This is a genomic window from Rhizobium sp. KNZ2-6A, assembly GCF_056755475.1.
Genome location: NZ_JBNDIC010000030.1, coordinates 37,273 through 56,273 on the forward strand (window position 1 = coordinate 37,273; position 19,001 = coordinate 56,273).

Sequence of the window (19,001 nt, forward strand, 5' to 3'; positions counted from 1 at the left end):
CATCGTCAACGAGCATGCGCGCCGCGCGTGAGCCCTTGGAAGAGTGCGTAGCGCCCGAGAGGCTCCTTACTCCGTACCGGCGGCGCTACGTTACGGGTGGCTTCTTCCGAGATCCATATCAGCATCACGTTCGGACGGAACCTGAACTGCGGGCGAGGCTTGGCCAACGCGTCTTTGACGGTGGACCGCAGTAGAGGTCGCTGCCGATCAGGGCAATGGCGGGGCCGTCGCGCTCAGAAGCGCAGCTGGTTGATGAGGCAGAGATAGAGGAGGGAAGGGGATTTTGCGGCGGGTTTGCAGGCAGGAGAGAGGCTCCATCCGGCTCGTCACGGAGAAAAGGCATGGCTAACACCATCCAGACAGTCAGGCTCGGCATCGAGCACGACATCCCTTTCAGGGGCGAGACACCAAAACGCACTGCGTGATGCTGCAGCCGTCGGCGATCCTACTGCGTTCCAGGGAAGCGACATCGCCGATCGTGCCACGGATCCGGACAACGACTTTCTGCATCCACGTCGCAGCCGGCGTAGCGACTTGGTCGTAACGATCTTTCGCCCATGCCCCGCCGGTCTTCCCGTTTTCATTGGAGACATCACCATGCACACTACAATTTCCAACGGCGAATCTATGCCAACGGCCTTTAAGGTCGACATATCACGCGGCGAGCGCCTCGGCCGCGTATCGTCCGAATGGTTCTTGCGGCCGGATGATGAGCGCTATCTTTCTCTTGGAGAATTGTATGACACCGTAAGATTACGCGGCGAACGCGCTCATGTCCGCACCGTCGAAAGCTCGGCCATCCGCGTGGAAGCAACCCGCAACAACGCCGACCGGCTTGAATTGATCGTGCCGGGCTCCCGGCAGCCGATCGTACCGACCCACTGGAGCTATGGTCAGCTTTGCAGCCTAGTCGGCGCTCCGGCCAGCTATATGCGCCAGTTGCCGGCGCCGCTTGCCGCCATCAATCTTCAGCATGGCCTGCTCAATCATCGAGCCGAGCTGGTGAAGACGCTCGAGATGGACGATGGCCGGCTCGAACTCAGGGCTGTTACCGGGCCGGAATATGGTCGCATCTGGGACCACGAACTGGTCTCAGCGGTAATGAAGATCGCCGGCAACGGCACCGGCGATACGATCTGGAAGGTGCCTGGCGTCCTCGATTGGGCGACGATGACCCACAATCCGTTCGTCGACATCACTAAGGATACGACCACGCTCTATGCCTCGGACCGCGATATCTTTTTGTTCCTCGTCGATGACACACATCCTATCGAAGCAGGGCGCCTGCCCAATGGTGAACCGGACCTTTACTTTCGGGGCTTCTACGCCTGGAATAGTGAGGTCGGATCGAAGACGCTCGGCATCGCCTCCTTTTATCTGCGCGCGGTCTGCGCCAACAGGAACATCTGGGGCTCGGAAAATTTCGAGGAGATCACCATCCGGCATTCGAAATTGGCCGCCGATCGCTTTGCCCGCGGGGCAGCGCCCGCGCTGACGAGCTTTGCCAACTCCTCTCCCGCATCCTTTGTTGCCGGCATTAAGGCGGCACGCGAGCGTATCGTCGCACGCGATGACGAGGATCGCCAGATCTTCCTGCGCCGGCGCGGCTTTTCGAAATCGGACACCGGCAGGATCATCGAGATGGTTCTTTGCGAAGAAGGTCGCCCAGCGGAATCGGTGTTCGATTTCGTGCAGGGAATCACCGCGCTGGCGCGCACCAAGACAAACCAGGACACCCGCCTCGAATTGGAGGCGAAAGCCGAGAAGTTGCTTGAAAGGGCCTCCTAACTCGGGTGCGGCCGCCGAAATCACATCTCCGAAACTTCACCATCCTCTCATGTGCCCGGTCTAGCACCGGGCTTTTTGTTGCCGGACTGGCAGTCGAGCCCAAGGCCTCGACGTCAGCATCACCGTCTATCATTGCCGCCGGGCCGATCTGCGCCGGTGGCGGATCCTTCAGGGCGGAGCTCGGCATGCCTGACGCACGGCATCATCGCCACAAACAGGAAAGCGGAGCAGCGACAAGCCTATCGCCAAAGGGAACGACATCATTGTCATGCGCGCTTTCGGTTCATCGGACGTCGGCAAGCGAGCGCCCAGCCCATCCTTCTCGGCGTGATTAGAGAGGCAGAGAGGGGCTGAAAAAGATTGGTCCTGCGGGCTTTGAGAGCACCCGGATGGGCCGATGCTTTCCTTGCTCTCCACGAGGCTCTTCATGAACATGATCTCGTTTCCGGCCGCCAGCGCGGCCACATTCCCAATTGTTCCCATCCACCATGCGAGCCGAGGCGACCGCATCTTTGATGCCGCCGATGCACTGCTTTCCTTTCTGGGGCAGGATCGGCCCATCGGCTCAGTCGATTTGAGCGCTGTCATGATGAATGACTGCCCGATCAAACGGATTGGCTTTACCGATAGTGTGCGTGATTGGCTGAACGCAATCGGACTTTTCTTCGAGATCATTGCCTGGACGACGCGGTTCTTTGTGCCGAAGGCGGAGGTGAGCAAAGTGATCCTCGACAGGCTTATCGAGTGCTATCGGCGGCCGGAGTACTTGAGGCGAAGAAGCTGAAGGAGGTGGACTATGACATCCGCTTCCGAGCTTTCGGCCCGTCTCGCGCGCGATGCCGAGGCGGTCTGTCGCCATTATCTCTCGGCCGGCCGTCGCGCCGGCAATTATTGGATTGTCGGCAATGTCGCCAACAGTAAGGGGCGCTCGCTCTATGTTCGCTTGACCGGTCCACGCGCCGGCAAATGGGCAGACGCGGCAACCGGTCAGCACGGAGACCTGCTCGATCTCCTACGCGAGACGTCCGGGCTCGTCGACTTCCGCGACACTGCCGACGAGGCCCTGAGATTCCTCAAACTTGCCCAGTTCGAGCCGACCTTTGTCAGAAAGGCCGATCCTGGCGGCCCTGAACCGATTGATAGGTCGTCTGCCGAACGGGCACGGCGGCTGTTTGCAATGGGGCAGCCGCTGGCGGGCACGCTTGCCGATGCCTATCTGCGCAAGCGCCGTATCTTGGCGGCTGCGGAGCATGCCGCATTGCGGTTCCATCCAGCCTGCTACTATCGTGATCTCGTGACGGGCCAAAGGCGAAGCTATCCAGCGTTGATCGCGGCGGTCACCGGCTTGGATGGGGTAATTGCCGGCGTGCATCGGACCTGGCTTGATCCCGATGGCAACGGAAAAGCCAAGATCGAGGAGCCTCGTCGCGCGCTCGGCGGATTGCTTGGCAATGGCGTGCGCTTTCGCTTTGCCATTGGTGAGCCTGTGCCCGTTATGGCGGCGGGCGAGGGGCTTGAAACTGTGCTGTCGCTTTCTCGTGTCATGCCCGAGATGCCGATGGTCGCAGCGCTTAGTGCCGGTCATCTCGCCGCCTTGCGATTTCCCGCCGGCTGCCTGCGCATCTATATCGCTAGCGACGCGGATGCCGCCGGTCGGCATGGGGTCGAGAGCTTGAGCCGTCGAGCATGGGAGTGCGGGATACTGCCGCTAGCGCTTCTACCCGAATTTGGCGACTTCAACGAGGACTTGTGTCGGCTTGGATCGGACCGACTGACGGCGAACCTTGGTCGCCAGATCGTCCCGGAAGACGTCGCTGCGTTTCTACCCGCTATGTGATGTCGGCAAGCCAACGGGGCGCAATGGCGTCGGCGCGAATTCGGACGGAAACGCTGTCATGGAACTCCATTTTGCCGGCACCCCCGGCCTGCCAAGTGGCGACCCATACCACGCGGTGCCCTGACCTTCAGCGGGTCGGTCAGGTTTCTTCCCCGCAGCGGCTTCGCCGCTGCTCCTCGCGCTGCCCAAGAAACCCTTCCTCCGCCGCCCGGCGCGCAGGCTGGGCCGCGGCGCGAAGGCGCCTCGGTTCCGGTCTGGTCCCGCGTGATGAGGGATCGCCGCCAGGCCGCGAGAGGCGCGGCTCAACAACCGATGGAGATCATCATGGACCTGTTTTCAACCCTCGACGATAGCCCCGCACCGCAGCCCGCATCCTCGCCAACCGATCGATGCATCTACGAGATGCAGATCTACGGGCACCGTCCCTTCCAGGACGAGCCCGATCCTCGCCCGCTCCCCGAAGAACCGGTCGTCCAGGCGTCCCTGGCCGCGATCTTCGATGCCCTCTTCGAAATGCTGGGCGACACGCGGCTCGAACCGGATCTCGAAGATCTTCTCTGGTCGATCCCCAATCTCTTTCATCGTGCCGGCGAGCGCATCCAGCGTGAACTCGATCGCAACGAAGAGGCGCAGCGGGCCGGTCAACGCGAGCAGGACGGCTCCGAAGTCAAAAGCGTCGAGCTCGAGCGCCTGATCGCCGAAGGCATCACGATGCTGGAACGCCGCAACAGCTTCGAGTTCATGCGCGACTTCGCCGCCGACCTCTTTGAGGCGCAAACCGGTTCTACCTGGCGGCCACGCACCGGCTCGAAAGTCAGCCACGCCAACATGACCGCGGCGATGATCGATAGCCGCGACTTCCTGTCTGCCCGCCGGCGCGCCGAAACCGAAGTGCTGATCCCAGCTGGCACCAAGATCGCCGTCGCAGGCGGGATGGACTACAACGATCACGATCGCATCTGGGCAAAACTCGATCAGGCCCACGCCAAGCATCCCGACATGGTCTTGCTGCACGGTGGCTCGCCAAAGGGCGCCGAGCGCATCGCCGCCTGCTGGGCAGAGGCCCGCAAGGTGACCCAGATCACCTTCAAGCCGAACTGGATCAAACATGCCAAGGCCGCTCCATTCCGCCGCAACGACGAGATGCTGTCCGTCATGCCGGCCGGCCTGATCGTCTTTCCGGGTAACGGCATCACGAGCAATCTCGCCGACAAGGCACGCCGGCTCGGCATCCCCGTTTGGCGGGCCAAAGGAGATGGCCCGTGAGCGCCGCTTTCCTCCAAAGAGACGAGGAAAATGGCGAATTCCGGATCATCATTTCTGCGGGGCGTCGTTTTATGGCCGATCGATATTAGGACTTCGACCGAGGATGTCCCATCAGCATTTCATATTCTCGGCTAGTCAATCGTTCGATTGCGCGCAACTGTGCGGGAAGATCCGTCCGCTCGTGCAAGACTGCAGCAATGATGAAGGTTGTATCGTCAACAACAATGCAGGCGGCGTAGTGATGCTCGATCCTGTGCAGCCGGAACAGCGACTTGCCGCCGCCTCGTCCTTCTTTGTTCGGACGCGAGCATAGGCTTCGGGTGTAGATTCGAATCCTGGTCTGAGGAGGCGGTCATACGCCTTTGCCTGCTTAACGGACTATTTCCTCGCCGTTTCGCGGACCGCCAGACGATAGTTGTCAAGTGCGGTCGGCAAGATGAGAACGCGAGGATCCACTAACGCAACTCTTCATCCGGTTCGACATCGACGGTATCAAGTGCAGAAAGGGGAAGCATCTCTCCACGCTGGAATTCTTCTTCGGCTCGCAGCAGCGAACGGATAGCGTAGCGGCGATCCTCTTTCCGCGCCATGTCTTCGCGAATAAGAGCGCGTACATATTCGCTCGGCGTCGTGTATTGGCTCTTCCCTTTGGCGCGTATATCGACGAAGGCGCGCATTTCATCGGGCAAGCTGTATGCGAGTCGTAATGTGAATATTTGACATTCCTTTTGGCCCCCTCCCGAGCATCCTGATGGTTTGGCCTCAGGCGGCCGGGAACTTTGAACGCAGCCAGAGTCGATGCGAAGTGGCCCCGGCAAATTATGGTAAAGCCCCTAGTTGAAAGGGCTTGCCTCGTATAACTGCGAACGGCCGAAGGTGCGCTCTGCCGAACGCCGACGATGCACAAGGCACGCGCCGTCTCGCGGCAAGGCAGCGAGCGGGTGGCTGGCGTGGCGTCGCCTCCTAACGTTGCAATCAGAGACCATTCCCGTTCTTTGGTGTCGCCTTTTAAGGGACCGGCCGCGATCAGCGTCAACCCGCAAGGGGTTCCCCTTCGCTGACGCTGCGGTGACGCCTGCGGCTTGGCCCCTTCTTCGGGCGCCATCGGGAATGGTCCCGATGCAACGAAGGAGACATTACCATGGCTACCACGATCGCAACTCTCACCGCCAAGGCAGACGGCAGCTTCGAAGGCGTCTTTGCCACCATCCGGGTCAATGCCCCGATCGCCATCATCCCCAACGTTAACAAGGCGAGCGAAGAAGCTCCGGACTTCCGCGTCATTCACCGCAAGACCGGTTTCGAAATCGGTGCCGCATGGAACCGCATGGCGCGTCAGACCGGCGAGGAATACCTCTCCGTCAAGCTCGAAGCACCCGAGATCGGTGTCATCTTCGGCAATGTCGCTCCGGCTCCCGGTGGCGAGGCCAACCGCAAGGTCATCCTCTGGAACAACCCGGCCTGACTGAGGTGGCCGGTCCCGAAAGGGATCGGCCTTTTCCTGTGAGCCGATCGAAGGGCAGAGTAATAATGGACGGTCCTTATCGTCTCCAAGGCGGCATCCCGCCGTTTGCTAATCCGACGAGCCGGGCTTTGAACGGGCCAAGGCCGCCCACGACGGCAGTGGAGAAGACCTTCGCTGCCGGTAACGCCTTCGGATAGGCGATCACCAAGGCGCGTATGGAGGTCTTTGATGGCTTGCGCAAAGACGCCCCTGAAGCATCGGCCGTCAGACCGTCAGCGGCGGCATCTCTTCCTCACCGGCGCGCCACACCCAGGCGGACATGTCCGGACGTGCTTCGATCATCTCTTGCAGGGCCGTTTCGAAACTCTCATCCGCGCCCTGCGGCACAATATAAAGCGCCCGTGCCAATGGTCGACGGTCCGGCAAGATCACATTTGCAAGAGGCTGGCTCCGCGAAAGTTCGAAACGCAGCCCCTTCACCATTTTTTCGTGCATCCGCGTCAATCGATCCAACAGGCGTTCCTCATGGACATTTTCGATCGGCAGCCACTGTTCCGTCACTGTCATCAGCGCGATCTCGTTGACGGTGATGACGCCGGAAGGACTTCCGGCGATCGTGGCAATGGCAACGAGATGAGAACTTTCATTGCTCCCCCAGAGCGTCAGTTCGGTATCGAAGCGACGCTGCAATCGTCGCCAAGCTGCTTCCTCGAGATAGAGACGAAACCCCGGCATGTGTTTGATGACGATGAGCTGCCCGTTCCTCGCCGACAAGAATTCCTTCACCTCTCCCACCAGAAGCATCAACATCTTCGGACCGGAAGAGGTTTGAAACAAAGGCGATAAAGCCTGCGCCCGGCGTTGCTCGATGGCTGCCTTCTCTTCCGCCCGGAACGGCTCGGGGATAAAGAGACGCTCCGCGAGACTTTGCTGCCGCACGGACATCGTTCGAGCCGCTTCCTGAAGATGATGATAGGCTTGCCACCAATGCCGCTTGCCCGCCCAATGCGCCGTCCATTCGGTCAGGCAGCTTTCATGCCAGAGGAAATGCAGCAGGCCGCGCAGCGACAGTTTCTTTCCATCATTCTTGATACTGTCGACCGGCTCAGAACTTGCAGCAGTGCGACCGTGAGAACCGCGCTTCGATAGCGAGAAGTCCAGTTTGAGCGCTGCCGTCCCGGCCGCCGGGTCGACTTTGATGGCATTTCCCATTAGCGGGCCGAGGCCCGACAGCTCATAGGGGGGCTCATAGGACGGACATGCGGGATCGTGGTCCGCGCCGGTAAGCGGCATTCTCTTGATCACCAGCTGATCACTGATGCTGGCGACGTACATCGGTACACCTTCGTCCTTGCAGAGGCAAAGCGGCCTGGCCTTGTCGCGATAGGCTAGCGCCAGTACATGCTGAAAATTATCGGCCTCGTCGTCGAAAACGATCCCATTGATCAGGAACCGTCTCATAGCTGCGGCCACCGTCGAGAGAGCGGCAGGCTCAAGACCGGGTGCCCCAAGAGAGAAAAACCTGTCTGCTCAGACTGGCCGATTGTGCCGGACAGGCAAAGCCAGCTCAAGGCCGCGCGGCGCCTCCAATTTTCTCTGCGCTCCGTCTTACTTCGCTCCGACAAAATCGGTTCCTCCGCGCGCCGGCTCCGCCGGTCGTGTTCCACGAGCTTTGACCTGACTTTCCCCATCCTGCGTGCCGCCGTCATCTTTCACATCACTCAAGGAGACGACGATGACTAACGAACAACATATCGAAGAATTGCGCGCTGAAGCCAGGGCTGCCGCGACATTGGAGGAACGTCGCCAGATCGAAGCCGAACTCGAGCTGGCGATCGCCGAGCGCGAGGTGACCCTCGCCGAACTGGATGGACGCATCAGCGCCGAGCCGCCGTTCTGAGGTGGCTCGAGTTGACGCCTTGGCAAAGGCCGGTGAATGCGTCGGTGGCATTGGCTCCAGGGGCCTCAATAGCCGTTCTCCTTCAGATAGAAATCAATGGCAGCCTTCATGACCACAGCCATTTTGAGATCGTTCTCGTCAGCTGCGCGTTTGAGACGCGCTTTCGTCGCTTGGTCCAACGCGACATTGACGAAAAATTTCACCTGCCGCTGCTTGGCCCGTTTCAGGCTCCTGATGCTGTAGCGGGCCTCCTCCTGGGCGGTGGCGTGTTCCCTGGCGCGCTTTTCCCGCTCTGCGAAGGAGTGCTTTCGCAGCATTGTACTCCCGTTGGTGAGGCAGCCTGAACCTTGTTCCACCGGCTGCTGTTCCTCAATGATGCGTTCGCCGGGGACCTCACCCAATCCATCCTGGCTGTTTTTTCTCGTGGCGCTGCTGCTCGCTATGGTGAAGTCTCTAAGATCAAGATTGGCTTTGCTCATGCAGCGTCCCCATTCGGCTTCTCCTGTCGTTTCGTCTCGATCTCTTCCACAAGGCGCAAGACCTCCTGGCGGGCCTTTCTCACCGGTTCGGTCAGCTCCTGCATCTGCAGGGTTCCAAGCCCATTCTGGATTTCTCTATAGATATTGCGCTCGAAGAGTTCGGTATCGAGAAGTGCAGTCTGGTAGCCGGCGTCGCGTAGGCCGGCGACAAACGGGCGAACATAGCGATAGGCTTCAAGATTACGGCCAGGGACCGTGATGCGCGTACGCACGTTCAAATGCAGAATCTGTGATCTGTGCCTGTCGTTGATGTCGCTGACGCTTGCCGCCGCCTGTCCTGCGGCCTCGATTTCCTTGATTCCGGGCTGGATCGGCGAAAGCACCAGCTCCGAGGAGCCGATGATCGTTTCCTGCACCGCACTGTCGACACCCGGTGCATCGATGATGATGAGGTCGAACGAATGTTGAAGGCGGGTAATTTCGGACCTAAGCGTCCGACTTGAGGCCGCAATTACCACCTGGATGTTCTCCGGCACATTGTCTTTGCTGTGGCAGAGCTTCCACCAGCCGGACAAATTGAACCTTCCATCCGCGTCGATCAGAAGCACCCGCTCTCCCCGCAGCGCATATTCGCCGGCAAGCAACGTGACCAAAGTCGTCTTGCCGGCGCCGCCCTTGCTGCTGATGGCAGCGTAGACCCGTCCCATGTCCTGTCTCCATTCGCTGATCCGAATTGCGCTCCGCATTGAGTAAGGCCATCCTTTATGGAACAAATATTATTCCAAAATGGCGATCCGTCAAGCGTTCAAAGAACTAGGTAACTCGATGTGAAGCAGCGACACAATTCCACATACATACGCTGTGTTCACATCGAGTGCCACTAGCATGTGCCACCATGTTCGAATTAAATATTCATATAAAGCAATGGTATAGTGGCTTCTTTGTTGTCTCGCCTCAGGATCGTTCTCCATCGAGCGCATGATGAAGCAATTCGCTTTCGGCAAGGCTGACCCCCGCCACGGGTATTCATGAGGGTTTGGATATGGATCAAAATGGGTAAACTTGTACTTGGCAGGATACGCAAATTTGTGATACAAATCTGCTGGCGATCGACGGATGAACCGTCGATGCACCTGCGGCGCTTCCTTGAAAGGAGGACGAGATGGCGGCGGACGGGCAAGCTGCGATGGTGTTGGGTAGGCCTCAACAGCGCAAGGATAGGGTCGTTCATGCGCGCTTCAGCGTCTCGGAACTTGCCGCAATCGATGCTGCCGCCAAGGCAGCTGGCCTGACGGTTTCCGCCTTCCTTCGTTCGCTGACGCTCGAAGGGTCGGGCGTGCGCCCTTTTCTGACGGACGAGGACAGGGCTGTGTTCGAGGTGCTGATTGCCGATATCCGGGCACTCGGCGTCAACGTCAATCAGATTGCCCGCTCCCTTCATGCGACCGGTCGGTTTTCGACATCTGAACTGTCCGCGCGTTTGACAGGCGTGCAAAAGTGTCTCGCGGCGGTCTTGCTCGAGTTAAGGCGTCATGCGGCGCGAGGCGCCCGTCGGCGCCGGGCAGAGGCTTGATGGAGCTCTTGCCTGGCGCTTTCGAGCATGAATGGGAGCGCCGACGGGCAGCGTTGCTCCATGAGTGGTCGATTGGGCGGCCCACCTCGTCCGACGAAGAGGAGCGTCGGCGTCGGGGTGGTCTTGTTGCGCGGGCATCTCCTTTACCCGGTGTCGCGCCTGGGCGATCTGGACCGGTAAAGAGGGGTGGTTGGCTTGGGCGTGCACACGAGCAGGGGCCTGTTTCGGAACCGCCGATGCGATCGCGGTTTGCCGCACTCGCTTCCGGCAGTCAGCCGGCCGTCGTCAAGCTGGCGTCGTTCGGCGGCAGCGGCCGTCTCGGCGCGATGATCAACTACGTGTCGCGCAATGGCGCCGTCACTATCGAGAATGAACGCGGGGAGGAATTGCACGGACGAGACGAACTTTCCGGCGTCCGTGGCGAGTGGGACCATCTGATGAAGAACCGCGCCGAAAGTCGCGACATCGGCACCTTCACGGTGGAGGTGAAGGAGGTGTTCGATATGGCGGCTGATCTTCACGATCGAGCGCGGACTATGTTGAAGGGAGGTTTAGGAGATCGGAGCTTTGTCTTTGCGGTCACCTCCAGCGATGATGGCAGAAGCTATCGGATCGAGGGTGTTACCGTGCTTCGTGACGGCAAAGCTGAGCGGTTGACGGCGGACGAGAAAGCATCGGCGATCGTGCGAGAGCGTATTGCCGATAAGAGCGGTGAACACGAACGGGAGGTGACGTTTCGCTTTACCGGTTACGGCAACGGCACGGATTACGGTGCGAGCCGATTGCGGGATCTGGTCGATCGGCACCCTGGTGCCGTCCAGGATAACAAAGGTACCACGATCCTTGACGAAAGGCAGGCGGCAGACCTGGTGCAGTATGAATGGCGCGACCGGCTCCATAGCCGCAAGCCTCGTGACGTGATGCATGTTGTGATGTCTGCCCGGGCCGGCACCGATGTCGAGGCGTTCCGTGCCGCCGCGCGCGATTTCCTGGCACAGGAGTTTGCGGGCCACCGGTATGTCTTCTCGCTTCACGACCCATCGCAGGACCCGAAGCCGGAGGAGGCGGGTGGAAAGCGCCCGCACGTCCATGGTCATGCGATCATCACCATGCGCTCGGATTCCGGCGCTCGGATCGAGACGACCATCGCGTCGTTCCGGCGATGGCGGGTGACGATGGCCGAGAAGGCGCGTGACCATGGCATCCGGATGGAAATGACGGATCGCCGTGAGAGGGCGAGCGCGCCCGCCTATGGCAGAAACCAGGTTCGGCCGACGAACAGACGGGGTCGAACGGAGTACGAAGGCACAAGCGAAGCGGGTCAGCGGCGCTATGATGCAAAGCGGATGGATCACGGGAGCCACGCGCGAACGAAAGATAGCAAGGTTTATTCTCTGGCGGCCCGTGAGGAATGGCTGGCGCTGGTGAAAGATAGCCGTGAAGCGGATGCAAAAACATTCGCGTCAGATCAAGCGAGGCGGCTCGAATCGCCAGTTTCTCGAATCTCCTCGCAGGAGACCGGTTCATCCGAGCCCGGAAATTTCCGTTCGCGCTATGGAATAAATTTGGTAAAGTTGGCGATGGTCATCACGGAGGACGATATCATGTATCATATGACCCGTCGGGAATTCAACTCCTACGAAAAGCGGGTTGAAGCGGCGCTATTCCAGGCCGAGCGCATGGTGCCCCAAGACGAACGGAAGAGTTTCGAAGAGATCGCTGCGGCGGCTCGCGATCACGTCAACGTCCGGCGCGAACTGATGGAATTGCAGGAGCGGAGCGGAACGTCCCATCGCGACGTTATGCCTTCGGCGCGGGAACAGGATGGGGATTCGAGCGCCTATTGGCAAGACGTGGTCGCGCGGCATGGTCTGGGCAACGCTGAGGCTGCCAATCAGGCCATGCTTGAGGTGGAACGCTATCGTGATGAACTCAAGAAGGCGACTTCCGGGGAGATCAAGGCCAACAGGGCGGCACTCCTGGCGGGTCTGCAGCGCGAAATCGCTAACGCCGCAGAAATCGGTGCGATGGGCAATAAGCTGATCCGCGAAATTGCCGAGGGCGACGAGGAGTTGCGCGTCGCGATTAAACAGGCTGAGCAATCTCGTAACGACGGCAACAAATCAAAGCGGACTACGCGCGAGATTGTCGAGGTCCGGGCAAATGACGGCGAAGACCGCGGGCGTGCAGAGGGCTTCAGCCGTCGATCGGCGGAACTGGAACGTGATCGCGCCTCTGTCGATCCAGATCGTGGGCGACAAGAACAGCCCAGATCCGGCGACACGATCCGGACCGATCCGACACAGCAGCATGTTCCGCGGCTTGAGCAGTTGCAGCGTGAGGCCGACGAGCGACGAGAACAGGAGCGCGATGAGCGCGAGCGATAGGAGAAGGGGCTTCGTGCGACTGGATGATACTGGTCGCACATTTTCAGCAGTCAGAGCTGGCCACGAAGGCGGAAAGTCCCTCAAATCTGCTTTATCCATGAGGCGTAGCCGAGCGAATTCGGATTGCCTTGGAAGATACCAGTTAAAGGAGCGGCAACGATGACCGCTGCAGCTTTCAAGAGCTTGCGTAAACTTGCCGCGGCCACTGGCAACGCCTTCAAGGCTCTTTTGTGACGGTGACAAAATTCTGCCATTTGGCAATAATCTTGCGAACCGCTATCTTGTCTCTGGGCGACTGAGCAAAGGGCTAGGAGCTTTCTGCGTTGATGCTCAACAAAGTAGGCGATGGCCATGGTGGATTGGAGACGAGGAAGGCTTGGCTCCGTACTTCCTGAGTGAAGAAAACGTCTGGGCGACCATCGTCAGGCTTTATGAAGCCATAGCCCTTGGCTGCACCGAACCACTTTATTTTTCCCGCCGCCATTTCGTTGTCGATATAAACAGTGTGCCCAAGATCATTCCAATCCAATTTCGAGCGGATCAGGGACTGTCTCGGCAAGGATATCCTGGATGTGCTTGCGCCGGTTCAAAGACATATCCGGCGATCCCGCCAGTGATTTCGCGACGGCTGCTTTGAGTCTGGCCGCTGTCGGCAGGATCTGTGCCTCGGTCTTGGCAAGGAGATCGTCCACGACGGGATCTGGCCCGGTATCGTTCGTTCCATTTACTTTTCCGTTGTTCGATTTTGCGGACAATTTCTTCACGCTGCGCGCTATCGGCTGAGAGGGAACAGAGGCGTCGGCGGCTTGGAACGGAGGGCTTCCCCGAAAACCTTGTCCTTCATCCCCTGGCTGCTTGGTCGCAGGAGCATAGCCCGGCGCCAGTGCCGGCACTGTGGTTCTTGCCTCAAACGCCACGTCAGGCACATCCAGCCGTTGCTGTCGTGCGTATTCGGCCGCTGCCTTGAATGGCTGGGTGATATGATAGCGAAGCTTGCTGGCGAAGATCGGCAGCTGACCCTCAGCGAGCAGGATCATCCTGTCCTCGGGCATTTGCCTGACCTCCTGCGGCATCATCAGGTCGCGCTCGCGGATCTGCTCCACCTTGGTCCGGCGTGGGATGCCCATCAGTTCCAGCGTGCGTGATTCCGACAGATAACGAATGGTGCGCTTACCCACAGCCCGTGAGACGTACTCCGCCGTTGCCTGGTCGTTGGCGCCGAGGATCAACTGAAGGCCGCAATTTCCGAGAAGCGAGTGCCGGGCAGTCTCGCCGTAAATCTCGTCAAGATTCTTCAGGTCCTGGATGATAAAGGCCATCTTGATGTTGTAACCGGCGACATAAGGCAGTTTGTTGAGGATCTCGTCCATCTTTTTCAACTGCCGGAATTCGTCGAGAAGGAAATAGACGGGCAATGCAGCCGGATTATGCTCGCGCGTCAGCAGATCCGTTACCTGCTGCACGAAGAGTGTCAACAGCGGCCGGAGAATGGTCATGTCGGTGATATTCGGCGCCAGGTAGATCGTCACCGGCCGTCGTTGCAGCGAGGCGAGATCCATATCGGTTATGGCCGTAGCGGCCGTCACCCGTTCATTGCGGAACGGTGCCAATGCCTTGTGAATGTCGAGCAAGGCAGACCGTGCTGCACGTTCGTTGAGAGAGATATAGGCGTTAAAGCTATCCATTGTGAACCGGGACAGGTCAGGCTCGTTTTCCTTGATGAGCTTCATCAGGGCCTGCAGGTCGATGCCGGCGTTGAAGAAGCTGTTCACCTCGCCAAGATTGCGGCGGTTTCTGTAGTGCGGGCTTTCCAAAACATAGCTGATCACGCCGGCGATCACCTGCTGGGCCGTGCCCTGCCACACCGCGTTGTCGGAGCCGACCGTTTCCGGGATGAGGACCGCAGAGATATTCTGAATGTCGATGGTTCGGCTGCCGCGGTCGGTGCGCACGAAGTCGAGGGGGTTCCAACGGTGTGTCTTCTGGGACGCCGGAGAGAACAGGAAGACCTGGTGTCCCCTTGTTTTCCGATAACCGGCCGTCAGCTCGAAAATCTCCCCCTTGAGATCAGTTGCGATCATCGATCCCGGGAACATCAGCGCATTCGGAATGACGTACCCGACACCTTTGCCCGATCGGGTTGGACCGATGATCAGATGGTGGCGATCATCCTTGCGACAAAGGGTGCTGCGGCCGATCTGACCGAAGACGTGACCTTCCTTGCGAAACCAGCCGCCACGACGAAGGGAGGCAATATCCTGGAAGGCCGCATCACCGAGTGGGCTCGCTGGACGCCGAACTCCGACGGCTGCGACAATTGCCGCGATTAGGATGGAGGGAAGAAGCGCGGCGGCGGCCGCCATTTGCAGAGGCTGGCTGCTCGAATAGGTTATCAGTTGCTGGAAGGGGGCAAGCGGATTTGTGGTCGTCACCAGCTTGAGGATGCGGTCGTCTTTCCAGACAAGTTGCAAGATCAGACCGTAGCTTAACAGCCAGACGGCGATAGCAATCAGCAGGCAGAAGAGGAGATAGATCGCCAGGTAGAATTTGCTCATAAGGCGCGCCGGGAGAAGAAAATCTCGGAGACACCTCGGCGCCCGCCATCACGACGCAGCTGGATCACCACCGGGATCACCATGCGGATATAGGACATGAGATCCTGTTTCGAATAGCCGGACGACATGCCCGCCTGCATCATCATCATGGCAAGCTGTTCATACGCACCCATTGGTGTGTCGGCATGCACGGTCGACATGCTGCCCGGATGGCCCGTGTTGATGGCTCGCAGGAAAGAGAAGGCCTCAGCGCCGCGGATTTCTCCGACAAAGAGCCGATCCGGCCGCATTCGCAGCGATGCTTCGAGCAGCGACTGGATCGTCACCTGCGCGGCTCCCTGGGCACCACGTGAGGCCAGAAGATGTACGCTGTTGCGATGTGGCGGAAAAAGTTCCCGGGTATCCTCGAGCGTCAGGATGCGCTCTTGCTTATCCAGGCTCTTGAGGCACGCATTGAGGAAGGTTGTCTTGCCTGTAGAGGTTCCACCACTGACGAGGATGGAGAGACGCTGGTGAACGGCCGTTTCGATGAAATCATGGATGCGATCGGCGTCCAGCAGGGAAAGAAGTTTCTCTTCGGTTTTGCTCAGACCTCCGACGGTCACCGCCACCTTGTCGAGTGCGCCGCTGTCGCGATACTGTGCCAGGGTAAGGTCGCTGATCACCTGTTTGCGGATCGAAATCGCGCCGCCGTCGGGAGCGGCAGGCGGAAGAATAACCTGGATGCGTTCACCGGACGGTAAGGTAGCGCTGAGCAGCGGATTGATGCGGCTGATGAATTGGTTGCTGGCGGCGGCGACACGCTCGCCAATATGCTCGATCTCCCTTGAGGTGAGGGCAGGGATCCCATGAAATTCCATATGTTCGGCACCCAGCCGTTCGACAAAGACTTCGCCTGGTCTGTTGACGGAAACCTCCACAACGGTTGGATCCGCAAGGAACTGCGCCAGCGGCGATAGGGCGCGTCTGAGAAAGTAATACGGATCACTGCCGGCTGCTGCGGTTCGGGCTGAGGCCTCGCTCATTTTTGATTTCCTTCAAGGCTTCCTCGATGGGATCCAGGTACATGGCTGAGAAATCGAGATCCTGGCGGACATAGACGAAGATGCGTTCGCCCTGATGAACGCTGATCGTCGGCGGAATACGCAGGTTTTCTCCGAGCGCCTGGTTGGCCATGTCGGAGAAGGTCTGGGAGATGGTCTCGCGCGCGAGTTCCGCTGCGCGGTCGGAATCGGATTCACCGCTGCCGTTGCTCGTGTTGTGTTGATTGCTTCCGTACCCAGTCAGATAGGAAGATCCGGCGCCGACGACGGACAACAGGATCGCGGAGCCAAAACGTTCGCGCCACTTGTTGTCGACGATGCCGGTCAGCCCGGACCGGCCCAGACTGTCGGTGCCGATGCTGTTCAGACGGACCGAAACGCCGTCGTCGCGCAACAGTCGTGTCCAGATGACAAAAATACGTTTCTGGCCGCGGGTGATGTCCGACTGGTATTCGCCGATCAGTCTGGTGCCGGTTGGGATGAGCACACGCCGGCCATCGAAAGAATAGACGTCTTGCGAGGTGATTGCGCGGATCTGGCCGGGCAGATCGCTGTTGATGGCGGTTTCGAGAATTCCGGGGATTAAGGTGCCCTCGGGGATCATGGCGTCGATGCGGCCGATCTGACGCGCCTTTGCCGATCGGTCGCCGATTGCCGAGGCTGTCGCAAGAAACTTGCTATTGCGATCCTCTCCAGCGACAGTTGGCACCCCGTCCGCCACACCATTCAACGAGGCGTTATCACTGCCGGATTTGGCAGAATCGACGATGACCTGCTTCGACAGATAGCGCTGGGGAAATTCTTCCGATGGCGGTGCAGTTCGTTGCGGGGTTGTTTCAGCCACTGTTGGTGGCGGAGGGACATCGAATTCGGTTGTGTCGATGATTTCCTTCTTCTTTTCCTCCGGAGGTTCAGGGAGTTGAATGACATTCTCGTTCTCTTTCCGCTCAGGCACCGGTCCCTGGCGGAAGAAGGATGGCGGGCGGAACGTCGTCGTGGAAAACTCCTCATCACCTTGAAGGACATCTCGCGGCGGCGGCTTGGGCGCGAGCACGAGAATGTAGGCAAGGGCAGCACCAGCGAGGACGAAAGCTGCTCCGCTCAGCAGTTGCCTGCGTTTGGCCCGCTGATCACCGACCTGGCTCAGGTCGGCCTCCAGCATGGCCTCAAGTTCCGGCGATCGCTTCATCCGTTACCGCTCCTTTTTCGCTTCGCCACCTTCTCATCGAAGACCGGGCCCATGATGGCGGGGTCCGGCGCGCCGAAATCGGGCTTTCTAAGGTTGAAGATGCAGGTCCATTGATTGCCGTCGCGCAGCGTGTATTGCGTTGCGGTGCCATCGATGACGATGTAGTCGCCCTCACGCCGAAAATTGCGCAAGGTTTCGGTGAAGTCCGCGTTGACAGCAAAGATCGCCGGAACCTTGGAGCCGAACTTGAGGTAGGTCTTCTTGCCGTCATCGAAGATCATGAGGGGTTTGAGACTGCCGTCGCCAGAGAAGGAATAGTCAATGTTGACGTTCGCCTTGTCGATACCGGAGATGTTCGGATAGGCGGCACGGGCTTCTGCTTGCCTGCGTAGCGAGGCATTCAGATCCTTGTCAGGATAAATGAAGCGGACACCAAAGATCTCTTTGTCGTCCTCCGGCGCAAAGTCGCTGAGTTCGAGATAGTAGACGCGCTTCGTGGTGACGACATTCATGTTCGTTTCGGCTTTCCTTGCTTTCGGTTTGACGAACAGAATGTTGCCCTTGTCGGTCGGCACCACGTCCCAGCTGTCGCTGTCACCGACGGCGATGGTTTCGAACTTCTCGTCCTCGTCGAAGATGATCATCGTTGAGATGCCGTAGGTGGAGAAGATCCGCACGACATTGTTCGGCTGGTAGACCACGTTCGTCACGCGTGGATCGAGCCGACCGGCCGAGGGCGTTTGGGCGGTTCGCGCGACAGACAGCGGCACTATGCAGATAATGAAGGCGAAAAGGATCCGGGTCACTGGCTACTCCCGGTCACAGTCTCCTGGTCGCGCCGATAATCATAGGCCTGGAACCCTAAAGGATTCTCGAAACGCCATTCATTGGTGGCGGGCGTGTCGGTGTAGCGATAGCGAACCACAGCGATCCAGTGGCGGGCGATCGAATCCGTATCCGAAACTTCCATGGTGGAGAAGCGGACAATGCCGGTACTGTTGTTTGGGAAGGTCACGGATGCGATCTCGGTCATCACGCGCTTACTCCTGCCGTAGACCTTGGCCGGGTTCTTGGGGTTAGTGGCACTGAAGAGGTCCTGAAGCTCGCGCGCTGCGTTCCCGGTCGAAAGCAGGGCGGCAATGGCGAAATTCTGCTCGATGGCGTAGGGATCGTAGCCCTCTCGGGCGCGGATGTAGCGAACGATGTTCGCCTGGGTGATTGCCTGCTGCTCGGTGAGATTTGTCGGACGCGTCAGCCCCGTCTTCACCTCGAGATAACCGGTGCTCTTGTCAACCTCGACGATATATGGCTCAAAGCTCTTGAGCGGAACCAGCATGACGAGAGCGATTAGGCTCAGTAGCGTGATGGTGCCAAAGATCATTGTCACGAGCCAGGCAAGCGTCCTCGACCGCTTGGCTCGTCTGACGATCTCCTGCTCCCAGATATCTCCGCTTTGGTAGTAGGTGCGTAAATCGAGTTCCTTGGTCTCGGCCATGTTGTCTCACTCTTCAGAACGGAG

Annotated in this window: 18 protein-coding genes and 2 pseudogenes; 8 read left to right on the forward strand and 12 right to left on the reverse strand. The window is 59.2% G+C overall.

The window, feature by feature from the left end; genetic code table 11:
* Nucleotides 1–597: 597 nt before the first annotated feature.
* The 4 genes from ACPYOP_RS20170 (at nucleotide 598) to ACPYOP_RS20185 (ending at nucleotide 4,891) form a co-directional block, all read left to right on the forward strand.
* Nucleotides 598–1,788, forward strand: a complete 1,191-nt coding sequence (locus ACPYOP_RS20170; protein WP_481412116.1) for a DUF932 domain-containing protein — start codon at nucleotides 598–600, stop codon at nucleotides 1,786–1,788.
* A gap of 427 nt (nucleotides 1,789–2,215) precedes the next feature.
* Nucleotides 2,216–2,572, forward strand: coding sequence for a hypothetical protein (locus ACPYOP_RS20175; protein WP_481412117.1), 357 nt, complete (start codon nucleotides 2,216–2,218; stop codon nucleotides 2,570–2,572).
* A 12-nt stretch (nucleotides 2,573–2,584) separates the two neighbouring features.
* Nucleotides 2,585–3,625, forward strand: coding sequence for a DUF7146 domain-containing protein (locus ACPYOP_RS20180; RefSeq protein ID WP_481412118.1), 1,041 nt, complete (start codon nucleotides 2,585–2,587; stop codon nucleotides 3,623–3,625).
* A gap of 324 nt (nucleotides 3,626–3,949) precedes the next feature.
* A complete protein-coding gene (locus tag ACPYOP_RS20185; protein ID WP_481412119.1) occupies nucleotides 3,950–4,891 on the forward strand; it encodes a DUF2493 domain-containing protein in 942 nt (313 codons plus the stop codon).
* Between the two features lie 85 nt (nucleotides 4,892–4,976).
* Here the strand turns inward: ACPYOP_RS20185 and ACPYOP_RS20190 are convergent.
* Nucleotides 4,977–5,347 (reverse strand): annotated as a pseudogene (locus tag ACPYOP_RS20190) (type II toxin-antitoxin system RelE/ParE family toxin).
* Entirely contained in the window at nucleotides 5,347–5,568 is a 222-nt protein-coding gene (locus tag ACPYOP_RS20195) for a ribbon-helix-helix domain-containing protein (RefSeq protein WP_481412158.1), read from the reverse strand. The pseudogene ACPYOP_RS20190 and the gene ACPYOP_RS20195 overlap by 1 nt, the downstream one beginning before the upstream one ends.
* A gap of 464 nt (nucleotides 5,569–6,032) precedes the next feature.
* On the opposite strand from ACPYOP_RS20195, the gene ACPYOP_RS20200 reads away from it, so the two are divergent.
* Entirely contained in the window at nucleotides 6,033–6,356 is a 324-nt protein-coding gene (locus tag ACPYOP_RS20200; RefSeq protein WP_481412120.1) for a DUF736 domain-containing protein, read from the forward strand.
* Nucleotides 6,357–6,620: 264 nt separating this feature from the next.
* On the opposite strand, the gene ACPYOP_RS20205 is transcribed toward ACPYOP_RS20200, so the two are convergent.
* Nucleotides 6,621–7,817 (reverse strand): DUF1173 domain-containing protein, encoded by a 1,197-nt coding sequence (locus ACPYOP_RS20205; protein ID WP_481412121.1) that lies wholly within the window; start codon nucleotides 7,815–7,817, stop codon nucleotides 6,621–6,623.
* A gap of 274 nt (nucleotides 7,818–8,091) precedes the next feature.
* Here ACPYOP_RS20205 and ACPYOP_RS20210 point away from each other — a divergent pair, with 274 nt between their 5' ends.
* Nucleotides 8,092–8,256 carry a hypothetical protein gene (locus tag ACPYOP_RS20210; RefSeq protein WP_481412122.1) on the forward strand — a complete coding sequence of 55 codons (165 nt, stop codon included), beginning with the start codon at nucleotides 8,092–8,094 and terminating at the stop codon, nucleotides 8,254–8,256.
* A 65-nt stretch (nucleotides 8,257–8,321) separates the two neighbouring features.
* On the opposite strand, the gene ACPYOP_RS20215 is transcribed toward ACPYOP_RS20210, so the two are convergent.
* Both ACPYOP_RS20215 and ACPYOP_RS20220 read right to left on the reverse strand, forming a co-directional pair.
* Entirely contained in the window at nucleotides 8,322–8,735 is a 414-nt protein-coding gene (locus tag ACPYOP_RS20215; RefSeq protein WP_481412123.1) for a hypothetical protein, read from the reverse strand.
* Nucleotides 8,732–9,442 carry a ParA family protein gene (locus ACPYOP_RS20220; protein WP_481412124.1) on the reverse strand — a complete coding sequence of 237 codons (711 nt, stop codon included), beginning with the start codon at nucleotides 9,440–9,442 and terminating at the stop codon, nucleotides 8,732–8,734. The genes ACPYOP_RS20215 and ACPYOP_RS20220 overlap by 4 nt, the downstream gene beginning before the upstream one ends.
* Nucleotides 9,443–9,897: 455 nt before the next feature.
* Here ACPYOP_RS20220 and ACPYOP_RS20225 point away from each other — a divergent pair, with 455 nt between their 5' ends.
* Both ACPYOP_RS20225 and ACPYOP_RS20230 read left to right on the forward strand, forming a co-directional pair.
* On the forward strand, nucleotides 9,898–10,308 hold the full coding sequence (locus ACPYOP_RS20225) for a plasmid mobilization protein (RefSeq protein ID WP_481412125.1): 411 nt from the start codon (nucleotides 9,898–9,900) through the stop codon (nucleotides 10,306–10,308).
* 236 nt (nucleotides 10,309–10,544) lie between these two features.
* Nucleotides 10,545–12,695 carry a hypothetical protein gene (locus ACPYOP_RS20230; protein WP_481412126.1) on the forward strand — a complete coding sequence of 717 codons (2,151 nt, stop codon included), beginning with the start codon at nucleotides 10,545–10,547 and terminating at the stop codon, nucleotides 12,693–12,695.
* Nucleotides 12,696–12,775: 80 nt separating this feature from the next.
* On the opposite strand, the gene ACPYOP_RS20235 is transcribed toward ACPYOP_RS20230, so the two are convergent.
* The 7 genes and pseudogenes from ACPYOP_RS20235 to ACPYOP_RS20265 all read right to left on the reverse strand — a co-directional run bounded on the left by ACPYOP_RS20235 (nucleotide 12,776) and on the right by ACPYOP_RS20265 (nucleotide 18,977).
* Nucleotides 12,776–13,048, reverse strand: coding sequence for a hypothetical protein (locus tag ACPYOP_RS20235; RefSeq protein WP_481412127.1), 273 nt, complete (start codon nucleotides 13,046–13,048; stop codon nucleotides 12,776–12,778).
* 47 nt (nucleotides 13,049–13,095) lie between these two features.
* Nucleotides 13,096–13,179 (reverse strand): annotated as a pseudogene (locus tag ACPYOP_RS20240) (cold-shock protein); the annotation flags it as partial.
* Nucleotides 13,180–13,210: 31 nt separating this feature from the next.
* On the reverse strand, nucleotides 13,211–15,250 hold the full coding sequence (locus tag ACPYOP_RS20245; protein WP_481412128.1) for a type IV secretory system conjugative DNA transfer family protein: 2,040 nt from the start codon (nucleotides 15,248–15,250) through the stop codon (nucleotides 13,211–13,213).
* Entirely contained in the window at nucleotides 15,247–16,275 is a 1,029-nt protein-coding gene (gene virB11 / locus ACPYOP_RS20250; RefSeq protein WP_481412129.1) for a P-type DNA transfer ATPase VirB11, read from the reverse strand. Before virB11 ends, ACPYOP_RS20245 begins: the two co-directional genes overlap by 4 nt.
* Nucleotides 16,235–17,482, reverse strand: a complete 1,248-nt coding sequence (gene virB10 / locus ACPYOP_RS20255; RefSeq protein WP_481412130.1) for a type IV secretion system protein VirB10 — start codon at nucleotides 17,480–17,482, stop codon at nucleotides 16,235–16,237. The genes virB11 and virB10 overlap by 41 nt, the downstream gene beginning before the upstream one ends.
* Nucleotides 17,479–18,288: a TrbG/VirB9 family P-type conjugative transfer protein gene (locus ACPYOP_RS20260; RefSeq protein ID WP_481412131.1), complete on the reverse strand. Its 810-nt coding sequence runs from the start codon at nucleotides 18,286–18,288 to the stop codon at nucleotides 17,479–17,481. The genes virB10 and ACPYOP_RS20260 overlap by 4 nt, the downstream gene beginning before the upstream one ends.
* On the reverse strand, nucleotides 18,285–18,977 hold the full coding sequence (locus tag ACPYOP_RS20265) for a VirB8 family type IV secretion system protein (protein ID WP_481412132.1): 693 nt from the start codon (nucleotides 18,975–18,977) through the stop codon (nucleotides 18,285–18,287). The genes ACPYOP_RS20260 and ACPYOP_RS20265 overlap by 4 nt, the downstream gene beginning before the upstream one ends.
* Nucleotides 18,978–19,001: the final 24 nt, after the last annotated feature.

Excerpts from the sequence above, each read along its gene's own strand:
- ACPYOP_RS20230 (WP_481412126.1), top strand. The coding sequence starts at position 10,545 with ATGCGATCGCGGTTTGCCGCACTCGCTTCCGGCAGTCAGCCGGCCGTC.
- ACPYOP_RS20215 (WP_481412123.1), bottom strand. The coding sequence starts at position 8,735 with ATGAGCAAAGCCAATCTTGATCTTAGAGACTTCACCATAGCGAGCAGC.
- ACPYOP_RS20245 (WP_481412128.1), bottom strand. The coding sequence starts at position 15,250 with ATGAGCAAATTCTACCTGGCGATCTATCTCCTCTTCTGCCTGCTGATT.
- ACPYOP_RS20265 (WP_481412132.1), bottom strand. The coding sequence starts at position 18,977 with ATGGCCGAGACCAAGGAACTCGATTTACGCACCTACTACCAAAGCGGA.
- virB11 (WP_481412129.1), bottom strand. The coding sequence starts at position 16,275 with ATGAGCGAGGCCTCAGCCCGAACCGCAGCAGCCGGCAGTGATCCGTAT.
- ACPYOP_RS20235 (WP_481412127.1), bottom strand. The coding sequence starts at position 13,048 with ATGGCCATCGCCTACTTTGTTGAGCATCAACGCAGAAAGCTCCTAGCC.
- ACPYOP_RS20170 (WP_481412116.1), top strand. The coding sequence starts at position 598 with ATGCACACTACAATTTCCAACGGCGAATCTATGCCAACGGCCTTTAAG.
- ACPYOP_RS20205 (WP_481412121.1), bottom strand. The coding sequence starts at position 7,817 with ATGAGACGGTTCCTGATCAATGGGATCGTTTTCGACGACGAGGCCGAT.
- ACPYOP_RS20180 (WP_481412118.1), top strand. The coding sequence starts at position 2,585 with ATGACATCCGCTTCCGAGCTTTCGGCCCGTCTCGCGCGCGATGCCGAG.
- ACPYOP_RS20220 (WP_481412124.1), bottom strand. The coding sequence starts at position 9,442 with ATGGGACGGGTCTACGCTGCCATCAGCAGCAAGGGCGGCGCCGGCAAG.
- ACPYOP_RS20200 (WP_481412120.1), top strand. The coding sequence starts at position 6,033 with ATGGCTACCACGATCGCAACTCTCACCGCCAAGGCAGACGGCAGCTTC.
- ACPYOP_RS20175 (WP_481412117.1), top strand. The coding sequence starts at position 2,216 with ATGAACATGATCTCGTTTCCGGCCGCCAGCGCGGCCACATTCCCAATT.
- virB10 (WP_481412130.1), bottom strand. The coding sequence starts at position 17,482 with ATGAAGCGATCGCCGGAACTTGAGGCCATGCTGGAGGCCGACCTGAGC.
- ACPYOP_RS20195 (WP_481412158.1), bottom strand. The coding sequence starts at position 5,568 with ATGCGCGCCTTCGTCGATATACGCGCCAAAGGGAAGAGCCAATACACG.
- ACPYOP_RS20210 (WP_481412122.1), top strand. The coding sequence starts at position 8,092 with ATGACTAACGAACAACATATCGAAGAATTGCGCGCTGAAGCCAGGGCT.
- ACPYOP_RS20225 (WP_481412125.1), top strand. The coding sequence starts at position 9,898 with ATGGCGGCGGACGGGCAAGCTGCGATGGTGTTGGGTAGGCCTCAACAG.
- ACPYOP_RS20185 (WP_481412119.1), top strand. The coding sequence starts at position 3,950 with ATGGACCTGTTTTCAACCCTCGACGATAGCCCCGCACCGCAGCCCGCA.